10 protein-coding genes are annotated in these 15,140 nt (G+C 40.6%); 2 read left to right on the top strand and 8 right to left on the bottom strand.

Features of this window, described 5'->3' with window-relative positions:
• The first annotated feature begins 235 nt into the window (after window positions 1-235).
• Window positions 236-1,219, top strand: coding sequence for an endonuclease/exonuclease/phosphatase family protein (locus tag QT327_RS15190; protein WP_242627173.1), 984 nt, complete (start codon window positions 236-238; stop codon window positions 1,217-1,219).
• A gap of 249 nt (window positions 1,220-1,468) precedes the next feature.
• On the opposite strand, the gene QT327_RS15185 is transcribed toward QT327_RS15190, so the two are convergent.
• From QT327_RS15185 to QT327_RS15150, 8 genes are all read right to left on the bottom strand, one after another.
• Window positions 1,469-2,635: a glycosyltransferase family 4 protein gene (locus QT327_RS15185; RefSeq protein ID WP_289553243.1), complete on the bottom strand. Its 1,167-nt coding sequence runs from the start codon at window positions 2,633-2,635 to the stop codon at window positions 1,469-1,471.
• Window positions 2,636-2,641: 6 nt separating this feature from the next.
• The gene (locus QT327_RS15180) at window positions 2,642-3,616 is read right to left on the bottom strand and encodes a flippase-like domain-containing protein (protein ID WP_130855806.1); all 975 of its coding nucleotides are present in this window, start codon (window positions 3,614-3,616) and stop codon (window positions 2,642-2,644) included.
• 7 nt (window positions 3,617-3,623) lie between these two features.
• Window positions 3,624-4,799, bottom strand: a complete 1,176-nt coding sequence (locus QT327_RS15175) for a glycosyltransferase family 4 protein (RefSeq protein WP_289553240.1) — start codon at window positions 4,797-4,799, stop codon at window positions 3,624-3,626.
• A gap of 362 nt (window positions 4,800-5,161) precedes the next feature.
• A complete protein-coding gene (locus tag QT327_RS15170) occupies window positions 5,162-5,590 on the bottom strand; it encodes a retropepsin-like aspartic protease (RefSeq protein WP_130855808.1) in 429 nt (142 codons plus the stop codon).
• 16 nt (window positions 5,591-5,606) lie between these two features.
• Window positions 5,607-6,545 carry a malate dehydrogenase gene (locus tag QT327_RS15165; RefSeq protein ID WP_289553238.1) on the bottom strand — a complete coding sequence of 313 codons (939 nt, stop codon included), beginning with the start codon at window positions 6,543-6,545 and terminating at the stop codon, window positions 5,607-5,609.
• A gap of 193 nt (window positions 6,546-6,738) precedes the next feature.
• Window positions 6,739-9,039 (bottom strand): translocation and assembly module lipoprotein TamL, encoded by a 2,301-nt coding sequence (tamL, locus tag QT327_RS15160; RefSeq protein WP_289553237.1) that lies wholly within the window; start codon window positions 9,037-9,039, stop codon window positions 6,739-6,741.
• On the bottom strand, window positions 9,029-14,308 hold the full coding sequence (locus QT327_RS15155) for a translocation/assembly module TamB domain-containing protein (RefSeq protein ID WP_289553236.1): 5,280 nt from the start codon (window positions 14,306-14,308) through the stop codon (window positions 9,029-9,031). Before QT327_RS15155 ends, tamL begins: the two co-directional genes overlap by 11 nt.
• Window positions 14,309-14,555: 247 nt before the next feature.
• Window positions 14,556-14,756 (bottom strand): hypothetical protein, encoded by a 201-nt coding sequence (locus tag QT327_RS15150; protein ID WP_130855812.1) that lies wholly within the window; start codon window positions 14,754-14,756, stop codon window positions 14,556-14,558.
• 151 nt (window positions 14,757-14,907) lie between these two features.
• Here QT327_RS15150 and QT327_RS15145 point away from each other — a divergent pair, with 151 nt between their 5' ends.
• Window positions 14,908-15,129, top strand: a complete 222-nt coding sequence (locus tag QT327_RS15145; RefSeq protein WP_130855813.1) for a hypothetical protein — start codon at window positions 14,908-14,910, stop codon at window positions 15,127-15,129.
• Window positions 15,130-15,140: the final 11 nt, after the last annotated feature.

The raw sequence follows: 15,140 nt of genomic DNA, 5'->3' as shown, positions 1-15,140 counted from the left end.
CGTGTCCCCAACTAACAGGTTCCCTTGTTCACTGGAGGTGAGTAGGGAGTAGTTAATAGTGAATGGAGGAGTTAAATGAGGACATAGGGCCTATTCCCAACTAACAGGTTCCCTTGTTCACTGAGGGGATATAGCGTACTGCCTATAGCCTAAAAAAAATAACATTCCTTTAACATTTAAACGACGTTCTGTTTAACTCTCCATGCTAGTTTTATGCCAGGAAAGCCTTACTTTTATGGAACTTATTCTTCGTCGTAAACTAAGCAGAAAGTGGATGAACTTCTTCTTTATTACCTGTCTTTTGTTTTTGGTTGTGAAGCGATATTTTCAAGTTTGTCGTGTTCCTACACAAAGTCATTCGTTTATTAGCTTCAATACCCATCCTCCTGAAGAATTGCCCATCAATTATGAGGGTGAATTTTCCGTCATAACTTATAATATAGCGGGTTTGCCACAGCTTATTTGCAGCGCTGTTACCGAGCGTTCGTCAAGTATTGCAGAAATTGGGCGTCGATTGAATGATTATGATATTGTTCATGTGCAGGAAGACTTTAACTATAATAGCTTCTTGTACTATAGTGGTAATGAGCATCCTTATAAAACCAAAACGAAAGGAGGCGTACCTTTTGGTGATGGTTTGAATACACTCTCAAAATATCGTATTACGGAAATACACCGCATTCCTTGGAATAATTGCACAGGGGCGGACTGTTTGACACCTAAGGGTTTTACGTTTAGTAAGATTGAAGTAGGGAAGGGCGTATTTATCGATTTTTATAATGTACACGCAAATGCGGCGGATGATCCGGCCGCTGCTGCCGCGAGACGGAAGAATATGATTCAACTGTCCAATTATATTAAAGAGCACTCAGGCGATCGAGCGGTCATCGTTATGGGTGATTTAAATGCGCACTTCTGCTATGAACATGACAATATTCGCGATCTGCTTGCCCAAAATGGTTTGAAAGATGCATGGGTAACGCTCAAGGCTAAGGATAGCTTCCCCGCTTTCAAAAAATTTGTGAAAGAGGATATTTTGAAGTTGACTGACGACTGTGAGTCTATCGATAAGATACTCTTTCGAAGCAGTGCTGATCTGTTGCTGACTCCAAATGCCTACCGTTTCGAGAACGAGAAATTCAATAATAAAGAAGGAATACCGCTCTCGGACCATTGCCCCGTGAGTTTATCGTTTAGTTGGCAGCAACGTAGTTATTAGTTGTTGGTTATTAGTTATTGGTTATTAGTTGTTGGTTATTGGTTGTTGGTTGTGGGTTATTGGTTGTGGGTTGTGGGTGTGAGTTTTCTTCCTGTCTTTATGTTCTAGCAGGTATCAAGTATCAAGACACCAGCCTACCGGCAGGCAGGTAAGTATCAGGACATAAGTATCACGACTTTCCGTTCTATGTCAACTATTTTCCTGTTCAACTACTCAACAACTTAACTACTTAACAACTCGGCGACTTAACTACTCAACTAACCCCAAAAATGCCTCATAATAAGCTTTGACCATTTTCTTCCAACCGAAGTGTCTTTTTGTATAATTAACCGACGCTGTCTTTTTCTCCTCGTCGCTAGGTTTCTTCATAAACTCGTTTAGTGTCGTAATCCATTCTTCTGCTTGTTCTGATGGTAACAGATAACCGTTCTTCCCGTGTTTTACAGCGTCCGAAATACCTCCTGTGTGGGAGGCAAAAACAGTTGTTCCACATAAGGCAGCTTCCAAACAAACCAGGCCAAAGCCCTCCATATCACCCTCTACTTCGATATTGGGCATAATAAAGGCACTTGCATGATACAGGATGTTCAGAATTTCATCGAACGGCAATCGTCCCAAGTGTTTGGCTCTTTTTCTTATTTCAGGCTTGCTTAATAACTGACGCAATTTCGGCTCATCGGTGGCCGCACCTAGAAATAACGCAAGTTTGTTTCGGAAAAAGGGTGGAAGGAATTTAAAGAAGCGTTCTTGTTTGGTTGCTTTCCAATGAAACGGCCCTATAAAGAGCAATAAATAATCATGTTGCAAATGAGGCATTACCTGCTCGACAAACCAAGAAAATCCCTTTCTCTTAACGGGCCTGCCCATGGCTACCAATAATTGTTTTCCACGAATATCGAGACGGTACCTTGCTTGGAAATCGTCATGGAAATTTAATGAGAATTTATGTTTAGGTATTTTTTCATCGACACCGTTTGAAATGACTCGTAGCTTTCCCGTAGCGATCCCCACGCTTTGTGCGGCTTGGGCCGTAGCTTTGCTTACTGCCACGATAAGATCAAAGCGATTCAGTTTTGGGAGAATAAATTTCCTATATAAAAAACTCGGAAAGACGACGTCTAAACCATGTATGGTAACCGTGTGTTTAATGTGCGGATTTAATCGACAGCACAATAAATAATAGGAGGCAATCAATGCATCATTAAAATGGATAAGTTTAATATTGGGATGCTGATTGATAAGATGACTTATGTTTTTTCCGAGTGCTAGAAAAAAGCTCAGCCGGCTACCGATGCCTTTGTATATTAACTCGTGCACCGTACACCATTTTCTCATACCCACTACCAGTTCATAGCTTTGCTTTTCCATACCGCCGGTAGTAGGGGGATATTTATGACTTACAAATAGAACTTCCATGAATAATTATACTGCTTGCAGTTGCGGGGCCTTTCTATGATATACAACATAACTGATACCGCCAAAAAGTAACCAAACGAGTTGTCGAGCCCGCCGGACAACGGAGACGCTAAGCCATAGGCTGCCCGTTATACCAATAAATTCTAACATAAATTGATTGCCATACTCTTCAATACCGATTTGCCCCGGAATTATTGCGCCTGCTGATTTAAAAAAAATAACGCCCATATCCATGGCTAAACTTTCAATTACGTCAATATTGATATCCAGCGAATGCAAGATGAGCAGGAATTCAAGGGAACCGACAAACCAATGGAGCGAGAAAAAGAGAAACGACAGCCATAGCGCCTTTTTCTCTTGGTGATAGTATAACTTTGTTTCGGATAGGGTAGTTGTTAGACTTAATTTGAGTTGACTAAAACGGGTTGTAAGTTTCTTATGCAACGATTTAGTAAGGCGAAATATTAAGAAAATAAGCAGACTGATGACTAAAAAAACAATCACAAAATAAGGGAAAAAAGACGCTACTTGTCGATTAAAACTATCGTCGCTGCTCTGCTTAAGTAGAATAGCTACCGCTAGTGCCGACAACAGAAGCTGCGAAGCGATCATCAGAAAGCGTGAAACGATAACCGATCTAATAGCCGATTTTCTTTCGATCATATAGGGTTTCAACAATTCGGCCTTTAGAAAATCGCCCCCAATAATGCTACTGGGATTAAAAAGGCTCACCGTTTCACCAATAAGTCTGATCCAAAACAATTGATAAATGTTGATTCGCTTTCGCTGGTCTCCCAAGCAATAAGCCCAGGCCAGAGTGCCTAGGAGATACGCGAGGCAGGTAAGGATCAAAACCCAGCAAAAACCCCAACCGATATGTGCTAACGACCGGGTTACCTGCGTAAGGTCTGTATGAGCAATGTAGATTCCTAAAGAAATAACAACAGATAAGAATAGTATAATTTTAATAAATCGAAGCATTCCGGTACTAAGAGGTTAGTTTGTAAATGCTGGGAACTTTGCCCAACTGCTCAATATCGTTAAAGTAAATGTCCGCTAGCCGCTCCCAGTTCCGTTTTGTGCTTTCTTGTATGCCAAGCATGCTGAATTGCCGGTGAATCGTTTTTTTATTCAATAACGTTTCTATACAGTCTACAAATTCTCCCTCACTGTTAGGATTGCAAGCAAAGCCATTAACACCATTTTCTATTAGATCTTTGGAACCCCCACCGTTGGCAATGACACAAGGCAGGCCGGAGGCCTGTGCTTCTAAAATAACATTGCCATAAGTTTCACTAACAGATGGGAAGACAAAAATGGAACTCGATGCATAAAGACTTGCTAATTCGTCGTGACCAACATGGCCTAAAAAGATTGCTTCAGGCATATTGCTTTCGCATGCTTTTCTTGCGGATCCATCTCCTACAACTAAAAAATTACATGCAATTCCTCGTATTTTAATTAATCGATAAATTTTAAAGAGCATTTCCAGGTTTTTTTCCCATACCAAGCGGCTTACAAACAAGAGTGTAGGCTGTTGGTTCCCGGTTATTTTTTCAAGCTTTGCCAGATCCTTTTTCAGCGGATTAAACAATGTATTGTCAATTCCTCTTTCCCATAGCAACATCTTCGATGCTTGAATGCCGTAATTGATTAGTTCCTGTTTAATGGATTTTGTTGGAACATAAATGCAATCACATTGATTATAAAATAATTTTTTCTTCGACGAAACATATCGCTTAACCGGGCCGATAAGAAAAGGCAAATGTTTCAAGTAGTAGTCTATATATGAAATAAAGTGGGTGTGATAAATGCTGACGACCGGGATATGCCGCTTGCTGGCGTAAGTGACCGCGAAATGCCCCAAAAGAGAAGGGGTAGCGATGTGTACGATATCCGGACCGAATGTATCTAGTTTACGGATTAATCTTCTTTTTATTAAGGAAGGAATCGATAACGTATAATTCTTATTGGAAGGAATGGTGATAGTTGGAACTTTAAGCGAAGGAAAGTCTAACAGCTGATCCGGGCCATCACCATAAATAAACATGAATTCAAAACGATCGAACGGAATCCTCTTAATAAGCTGAAACATCGTTCGGGATGCCCCATCTTTATCTTCATGCAAGATTTCCGCAAAAAACGCTACTTTAATTTTTCGCATAGCATATACTTCGTATTTATAAAGCTATCGGTTTAAATTAATAATAGCATTAATCAATTGTTATGAATTCGTCATGTAATGAAGAAAATCTAGCCGATAGCCTTGTTTTTTTCACAAAGGCATAATGCTTTTTTAAAATAGGCTTAACGCGGATACCTTAGATTTGTATCAGAGTTAAATAGTAATTGATTCATGTAAATTAGGTTTGGTTAAAATTGGGAAAAGGCTCGCTGTGAAGCGCGCCTTTTTTTGTTGTTATTAGCTGTTAGTTATTAGTTGTTAGTTATTAGCTGTTAGTTATTAGTTGTTAGTTGTTAGTTATTAGTTATTGGTTGTTAGTTGTTAGGTGCTATTATTAAACTCTATTCCTTCATGCTAAGTGTCAGGGTCATTTTTCCATAGTCAATGATACCTTGATATTGGGTGAGTATATCGCCGCCAATAACGCCGATTACAGGCTCGACTGAAAGATTCTCGTAGGCGAAATTAATAGAAGACAAATCCAGTACGGCCACTTCAAAATTTTTAAGGTGGAAAGTGCCGATCTGAAAATCAGGAAGTTGCCAAGTAAAGCTTTCCATATTAGTCGTACCCAAACCGGTAGATACGCGGTCACTGCTTTTAAGTTGCTCATTACCTATGTGACGTTCTACGATTGTTTTGTCGAATACAGTTTTGGACGCACCCGTATCCAATACAGCTTTAAAGCTATGTTCGAAAACAACGACTTCCACCAATAAGTGGAAGCCGTCATCTTGAAGATTTAATAATGCTAGTGGTATTTTAATCATTAACGATATTAGTTTTTTAGATGATTTTACTCTCAGAAAGCACGTTATTCATGCTTCTCACGGCTTCGGCACTTTGTCTGAATTTAGCCTTGTCTTCATCGTCCAATTGAAGAGCAATTATTTTTTCGGCGCCGTTTTTACCGATAATAACAGGAACTCCCAACGCGATGTCCTGCTCATCATATTCGCCTTCTAAGTAAACAGAAGCCGTGAATAGTTTTTTCTGATTTCTGACAATACTTTCCACCATCCTGGCGATAGCTGCACCCGGCGCATACCAAGCAGAGGTGCCTATAAGTTTCGTTAAAGTGGCTCCACCTACCATCGTGTCGGCTACTACTTGTTCCTGTTGCTGTGCAGATAAAAACTGTGTCACTGGAATACTGTTCCAAGTGGCGTGTTTTATCAACGGAATCATCGTAGTATCACCGTGCCCGCCTATGACAATGGCGTTTAAATCGGAAGGAGAGGCTCCGGTATGCTGACTGATCTGGTATTTAAATCGGGAAGAGTCCAATGCGCCACCCATACCGATAATTCTGTTTTTAGGTAAGCCAGTGGCTTTAAGGGTAAGGTAGGTCATGGTGTCCATGGGGTTAGAAACCACTAGAATAATCACCTCAGGCGAATATTTTAGCAGATTCTCGGCAACCGATTTAACAATATTTGCATTTGTTCCGATCAATTCCTCACGTGTCATTCCCGGTTTACGCGGTATACCTGAAGTAATAACAGCAACGCTTGATCCGGCAGTTTTTTCATAATCATTTGTTACCCCCGTGATTTTAGTGTCAAATCCTAAAAGGGCTGCGGTTTGCGAAATATCCTGCGCCTTGCCTTCGGCAACTCCTTCTTTGATATCCAGCAGTATAACTTCTTCTGCAAGTTCTTTCCTTGTGATATTGTCTGCAGCGGTTGCGCCTACGGCACCGGCGCCAATAACGGTGATTTTCATAAATTTCCGGAATTAAATGATTCGTTAAAATTATTGTTTTTTACCTCAGTTCCGCACGATGGTAAAATAGTAAAAAGGAATGGGAATGGCAAAACAAGTCGTAAGTTATAAGTCATAAGTTGTATGCTATTACTTATATGGGGTAAATCGTGTTACCGTTGCTACTAACAACTCAAAAACTTATAACGTATAACTAAAACGGATAACCAATAGCCAAGTTGAAGACCAAGTTATCACGTCGCCAATCAGGTCTACTAAAATTAATTTTATTGAAAACCCAGCGCTGGCCATCCGGTAAATAAGGGATACGGAGTGGAATAGCAAGATCCGTTCTTAAAATGAGGAAAGTCAGATCAAAGCGGAGCCCCACGCCGCCGCCAACCGCTAATTCCTTAAAGAAATTCTTGGAAAATTTACCACCTTGAAATACCGTATCTGCATTTTGTAACCAAATGTTACCGGCGTCGATAAAGGCCGCCCAATCTAATATACTAACAATCTTAGACCGATACTCTAAATTGAATTCCATGCGGATATCACCGGTCATATCCGGAACGAAATTATCGTTTCCAAATCGCTCGGGGTTATAAGATCCCGGACCAATTGCCCGGGCTCTAAAAGCACGTAGACTGTTAGGCCCACCCGCAAAGAACTGCTTCACATAGGGAAGTCGAGTCGAATTGCCATAGGAATAACCATAACCAAACAAAGCACGAGCGGCAAGCGTCCGATTTTGCCCCAGTTTCATATAATGACGGTACTCAATTTCGGTTTTAATATATTGCGAAAATGCAGCGTTAAAAATACTGTCTTGCTTCCCTTTTTTTACGTTTGATCCCAAAATCAAGCCAACGGTATTGGCGGAAAGATCCAAACCACCGGAAAAGTAAAAGGTATGTTTCCTGTCGGTTTCCATGGTATTGGTATAGGTAAATTTGTAGTTCGGACCAAAGGTGAACTGTCGGTCGATCGCTCTTTGTAAATAGGGAAACTCTGTAGCTAAGCTATCGTAAAAGCGGGTTACATTTACCGGTTGCACGTAAGCAACGTCTAATACGTTCAGTTGATGTGTTTTTTTTGCGGATTCCTGCCAGTTATAGCCCCATGCAAAACGTAACGAATTCAAACGGTAGGCCTGTCTTCTATTTAGAAATTCGTAGCCTACCAGCGTGGTAGTATGCGGGACGAACCGACGCGTAGGCTCCCAACCAAAAGGAGCAATGATACGTGGCCAAGTTAAGGAGGCTTCTAAACCATAACGGTAAAAATTGGAGTTGATATTGATACCACCACCTGATTGCACTTCGTAGCCGCCATAAGCAGTTAAACGTAAAAGTTCGGCTCCTTTGAACGCATTTCGATGACTCCAGCTGACGTTAACCTCGGAACCATTGTAAACAGCAGCTGTTTTACCAAGCAATTCAACACGTACAGCCTTTTTTTGTTGTGGCGTAAGGTAGTAATGGACATCTAATTTATTGCTTTTTCCACGATCGGCCAACATAAAGTTATTTTTAACAAAGCGGAAAGTTCCCATTCCGACAAGCTGGCTAATCGTTTGATTTTGCCGATCTCGGTTATAAAGATCGCCTTTATGGAAAAACATCGTTCTGGCGAGTGCAAACTTTCGAAAGGTCCGATGTGGATCTATAAAATAAAAGCCTTTGTATTCTTCGGCATCTTTGGGAGTAGCCACTTCATAATTACCCTGAACTAGTGAATATTCCGGATAAATGAAAATGTTGTTGATCGTATAAGGTTGTTTCGCATTTTTTGGTGTTTCCTCTTTTAGTTTGACATTCATGTCTACCATGTGATTGCCAATCATACTGTCTACCTGTACCAAAAGGTGATCAGGGCTGAAAAAATAATAACCTTTATCCTTGAGGATATTATCAATCCGCTCGCGTTCCGCAATGATCCTATCCAAGTTATAAGGTCTACCGGGCACCAAAAGCGATCCTTCCTGCGCTAATTTTAACTCCCTTCCAATCTGTGTAGTTGTGTCAGCTTCATACGTTACTTTATTGATACGGTAAATTTTATTGGTCGTAGCTACATAGTTCAGCGTCGCCTTTCTGTTTTCAATAGTCGTATCTGTCGTTACATAAGCATTAAAGAAGCCGATGTTTTCCAACCTATTCCTGACGAGATTTTCATTGTACGGAACATTTACATCTTGGAGCAATACCGGAGGTTCACCTACTTTATTTTTCAACCAGTGTTTAAATCCTTTGTTTTTCTTGGGCTGACCGGCAATGTTATAGAAATAGAGTTTGGTACGTAAGCCTAAAAACTTCTTATTCGGACGCGGCCGTAGCACCCCCTCCAGTCGTTCGGTTAGCGGTCCTCTATACTGGTCCGGAATCGAATCGTTATTCAATTCCACCTCACCTTTCACATACAAGTTTTCACCTTCCTTTAAATACTTGATATTACTACAGGAAGCAAAAAGTACTGAAATCGCTATATATGTGTATATTTTAATTCTCATCGTTGCTCTTCTCTGATGATTCTTGCTCTGTAACTTCATCCTCATTCCGGTAGGCTTTGTTTAACTTTTCGACGTGATCCGCAGGTATGTCTTCTTTCTTTTCTTCGGCCACCCCATCTTCTTTCTTCGTCTCCTTAGATTGATGGTCATTGCGGCGCTCCACACTATCCTGGCCGTTTTCATCCTCCTCATCATTTTTTTCCAAATGCTCTTTCATCTCCTCTGCTCGTTCTTCATTAAGCTTTTGAATGCGCTTAGCGCTCATAAACAGCTCCCTGAATTCATCGTAATTCATATTGATAATGAAACCCAGCCCGGTCTCAATAAATTGGCCCTGTAGGGTTACCTGATATTGATTTTTTCGATATACACGGGCGATATAACGACCGTCTCTTGATAATTGGTATTCAACCGAGATATCACCCGCAATATTCGTAGCCTTTTGACCAGGTTGCGTAGCTCCTTCTAATTCAAAATTGGAGCCGACGGTCACTTTCAACCGATCATCTAACATTCGTTTTGAAACCCCGACGTTTAGATCTGTCCGATTTTGCGCTTGCCCCGTGCTATAGTCATCCGCAGTAGATTGTAGATCAAAATTCAATTCTACACCGGCAATTAGATCACCGGCCATTTTATTTAGCTGACTTGTTAACAAACTACTAACGCTGGATCGTACCATCGTTTCAGTGCTGGATCCGCCTGCACTGGAGAAAGGATTCTCAGCGATAAACCTACCTAATACAATCAGAGCAAAGGTCTGCTTGTTCATCTCCGAAGGGTTGTCTCGTAGTTGTGCCAGTTTTGCTTCTACATTTTGGGTCACATCTTGCGATACCGTATTGGCATTTCCGCCGGTTCCCAAATCAATGTCAAAAGAAATCTCGGGTTTTAACATTTTGCCCCCTATATGAAGATTGACATTGAAAGGAAGGCGTTGTCGATAATAATTTGCTTGCGTGCCGGTAACCTGTACCAAATCAATCGGTTGTGCTTGCAAGGTATAAACTGCCGTCATATTAAGATCAGCGTCCATAATGTCGCCACCCCAAGTGATTGTACTTCCTTTTTTAAAGTCAAATCTTCTTTTGATCATATTAAAGGATAGGGAATAGTTACCTTCTTCCACTTCGTAAGTTCCGGCAAGGGTCATCTCGCCGCCCGGATTGATACCGAAGTTAAGTAGAGCCTGGCCTTTGACAAATAATTTATCGCCGGTTCCGGGATCAACGATCACAGTAAAGGCCGCGTTTCTATCCACATCGATATTTAAGGATATGTTCATCCCGGTAATGGTATTGCCCGTCGTTTCGGTTGTATCGTAAACCGCTAAGATCTCCGCGCTATCTCGAGGACTCAAACTAGTAAATTCTACAATGCCCTCACGTTCCACTAAACCGGGATCCGTTTCTGGCATGGTCAGTGTCATGTCGGTATTTTCATTGACTCTTAAGGTACCATTCACAGACGGACTCATGGCTGCGCCACGGATACGCAGGTCGGTATCGATGTTCAGTTTTCCATAGAATAAGTTGTTATCGACCTCTGTAGAATTTAAAACCTGGAAATCATCAGCTTTTACGTCCATACCCAAAGCAAATTCGGTATACGTCTTTGTTCTGATATTGCCATTGATAATCGCTTTATTACCAACACTATCAGTCAAGGTAAATTGTTTAAAGCTGATGCCTCGATCATTGAAATTAATCCGCTGCTGATCCATGTTAAACGTAGCGTTTAGCATGGAAATATTCATTCTGGCTCGGTTAAAGATCAAATCGCCGTTGATGATCGGTGCATCTAAACTTCCCGTTAAATCAAGCTTTCCGGAAATGCTTCCGGATGAGCGCCTTAAATTGCCGAAACTAAAGGCTTCGATGGTACTCATATTAAGATTATTAACCAACAAATCAAAATCCATCGTAGATTCGGCGTCAAGCGGTGTAATATAGTCGCCACTTAATTGAATATCGTTTCCTTTTCCTTGAATAGTAATATTCGCATTGTAGGTGTTTTCCTTCGCATTATTTATTTGAACGCCAATATCTCCAATAGTGTCTTTGCCAAAGTAGAAGTCGTTGATGGTTATATCGGATGTAAAAACGGGGTAGCCATCGAGTCGATCGACTAAGGCATTACCGTTTATTCCGCCACCTAAGTCTAAATTTGCACTTTCCACCATATTAGCAAAAGTTTCAATACGAAAGTTTTTGAAATTAACGGCTAAAGGTGAATTGGGTACGGAGTCTTGCGATGCAATAGTCATTTCTTGCCCATTTTGGCTGAGATCGAAGTGAGAAGCCAATAAACCTTTTGCGCCAAAGCTAATAGCGTTTTGGGGATTAACGGACCATTTGTCATAATTTAACATAAGGCCGTTTTCCTTTAAGGAAAAGAGAAAGTCTTCGGCACGGGCCTGTAGATTAGCGCCCAAATGATATTGCTCTTTACCTTTCTTATCTTTGATCCACAAACCCGCATCAATAGAACTGTTCTTTACGGTACCGCTTAAAAGTGTATTCATGATTTCGATACCGGATACTTTAATGTTATTAATAAGTGCAGCGTAGTAGAGTGTACTATCTAAAGTGTTGACATCAAAGCTAACATTTTGTATATCGGTGCCTGCATATACCGCCTTCGGTGCAACACCCTTAATGTTAATCGATTTGGTTTCGCTATTGAAGTTGCCGTCTAAAGTAATAGGTTGCATTTCGGTTAGTTCCGGCATTACACGGATGATGAGTGGTGACCTTCTGAAAGTTGCACCAAATTCGATTTGTGCAGGACTATATGCAGGAATGGTGTCCGGTAGGCCTGTCTTTTTATTAATGGCCGGATTGGGATTATAATACGTGTTTAGTACATCCTGAAAAGCATAGGATAAAGAAGTTAGTTTATAAGATCCAATCATATGTGCATTGAGAAACTCAGAACGTAATTGTAAGAGATTTTGACTACTGTCAGTCTGCGCAATCAAACTGATCGTGTCTAATACGTATCGATCAGTATTATAAGCGATAATAGCATTTGTTAAATCCAGCTTTCCATTGAGATAATCTGGATCGGCTGAATCAAAATTAGCAAGCAATTTGCCATGAAACCGGATATTGTCGTTGGTCAGGTTTAAATTTTTGGTGTTGATACTATCCACTAGTAGATCCATGTTAAACGTTGGGTATCGCTCTTTCAAGTTTGCAAATGCCTGCATTTCCAGGCTTATGTTTGGATCTTTACTGCTAAGCGATGCTTTTACATCGCCACTATTGGCTGTGGCCGCTAAGTTTATATTGGTATAGGTATAACCCAGGGCTTCCGCACGTATCAGCTTGGCTTTGGCATCTGCTACTAGTTTAGATGGATCAAGACCTTTCCCTTTGATTTGTGCAGCAAATGATATCTTTCCAAGTGTTGAATCCATCTTAATCAGATGACCTACATTCACATCTTGGATTGTAATATCTGCATCATAACTCGTATCCCTTTGGGCGGCATAGTTTGCTCGGAGATTTGCATTTCCCATAGATGATCGAAGATGCATGTTGGTAGTAAATTGATTAAGCCCTCCTTTGAACGTACCGTTCAAGTTCAGCTGTTTTGGCAATTCGATGCTATCAGGCAGCATGCTCTTCGCTACCAAGCGATCCAGGTCTCGCTTTCCGGTCTGTAGATCTTTTAATTGTAAATCGATATAGAATTTGTCGATGTCAGGTAATCCTTTTATATGTGCGCTGGCTTGCAAGCGGGTTTGATCTAAGGTTGTAAATGTCAAATTAGCTATGCGAAGATCATCAACACGCCCCTTTACGTTTCCGTCCACAAAAAAGGTATGGCCGAGTAGCGGCTTCATTACTTCCATCGTATCTAAATCCGGAACTAACAAGAGTACATCCTTCATTCCAATTTTACTCTTTTGGATATTAGCATTCAATTGAATTTCGCCAATGCGCTCCGTAATTTGTTCCAGCGAGGGATAGTTTACCCGGGCATAGTTTCGAATAAGGGTGTTAGGGGTTTCAATGTATAAGTCTTTTGCCTCCGCGCCTTTTTCTGTATAGACGAAATCAGCTTCCGCTTTCGTGATGGTAAAGCCACTTCTATCCTTGAAATTCAATTGGTTTAGCTTCCCACTTATCGAATCAATCGAAAAGAAAAAGTCAGACATTTTCAGGTCTACGCCCGTCATATCAAGATTTCCATAATCCATGCCCTTGGCCACTTTTGGCTGATTTGCGTCAAAATAAGCAAGTTTATTCTTTCCAATAATTAAGTCGGAGATATTTACTTGCCATTTTATAGGTGTGGTTTCGCCGGTATCAAGCGTAAAGGTGCTAGGGGTTGGTTTTTGTATCCTTCCAAAGGATACCTTTGCCGTATTGTTTTCTAATACGGCCTGTTTTATATCTATTCGCTCGCCACTCAAATCGATGTCTTTAAAATCAACCAAAAGTCGATCAAACAGAACTTGCGCATTTAAAGCACTTGCTTCGTCCACGTATTGTGCTTTGATATCTTCTAAGCTGACACTGCCAAGTTGAATGTCGGGGAGGGGAGCCTCTTCTCCAACGGCTGCTTCCACTCCTAAGTTTTTGCTAGATGGGATCGCTGTGGAGTCTGCTACCGTCCATTGTCTGATAGCTGTATTGACTCCTTGGATGTTGATCTTTGGAATCTCGAAACGCATTTTGTTCAGGTCGAAAGTCTTAATCCGTGTATCTAAATGGCCTAAATTGAAATCGGCATTGGTACCAATAACTTCGTCTTCATAAACGAGTCGAATACGGTTGAGATTAATCTTATCAATCGAAAACTCCATGCTGGAGGTTGTATCTTCCGGCTTAGGCTGCGTTTGCTCTTCACTAACAAATGCTCGCATAATGTAATCGAAGTTGAAGCTACTGTCAGGTAAAGTGCGGTCAATCTTGACGGTAATGCCTCTTAAATCGATTTCGTTTATTTCCACTTTGTTTTTTAGGAGCTTAAGTAGACTTATATCGACTTTTAATTGCTCTCCTGCGAGCAATGTATCTTTCTTTTGGTCTTCGAAATAAACACCTTCCAATACCAATAATTTAGGTAAATCGAGCGATACCCTTTCAATTTTAACCGGCGTTTCGATTTTTTTCTCCAGATAGGATACTACTTGTTGGACCAAAAAATTCTGAACGGCTGGAATACGAATTAAAATAAAAATCAGGAGTACTAAACCAATGATACTACCAACGACCCATAAAATGGTCTTGAGTGCAATTCTTCCAACTTTATTCAAAATAATATATTCTTAAAAGTGTTCCCAAATTCATGTGTTTTCGAACCCCTAACGAATGCTGTCGCTCTTTTGCTTTTCTCCTGTTTGTGTTAATGACCCTCTTCCCCCGGTAAACCTTCAGCACTCAAATAGTTGTGCAGAATAGAAAAAACAAAGGTATCAAACTTTGATAAAAGACAGGGCCGATCTTGTTTTAAATAACTGTTTTTTTGTTTTTTATACTTGATATTATTGGCAACTTTACTGCTTAGGTAAGCATCCACACAATGATCAGAATAACGACAATCAGCGCCAGTATCAAAAATAAAAATCTTCCTGAACCTCTGTCTGTTTTTTCGAATGCTTCCGGTGAGGGTCCTGGATTTTCTTTATGTGCCACATAATCCTCTTCAGCCTTCGTTTTACTGCTGTTTTTATCATTATCTACCATTTTCTCTCTTCCTGTCATTTTATTAATGCGTCCATCTGAGCTGTTTTTACATTCTTAACTCTAAACACGCTTTTGGACAAAAGGTTTAGCCTAATTCATCCTTTATCTCAGATAAAGTCAACAACAAAGCGCTTGTTAAATTGTATTAATAGGGAAGAAGCTTTTTGATATGCATACAGATAAAGAGATTAAGGACTGGGTTTGCAGTCACATTCACCAACTCATTCAGGAAAATGAGGCCTCGAGTGAAACTGAATTCAAAACGAGTGTCGATATAGAAGGGGAGGATGGCCGTGTACATACTTATACCGTTTTTCTGGAAAGAAGCAATATAAATGACAGGGAAGAATGGATTGTCCGCAACATTGTTAGACCGGAGCAATTGCAATAATTAGGATACAA

This window comes from Olivibacter sp. 47 (assembly GCF_030372825.1).
GTDB classification, from domain to species: domain Bacteria; phylum Bacteroidota; class Bacteroidia; order Sphingobacteriales; family Sphingobacteriaceae; genus Olivibacter; species Olivibacter oleidegradans.
The sequence above is the reverse complement of the archived record's forward strand: the minus strand, read 5'-3'. Positions and strand labels throughout refer to the sequence as shown.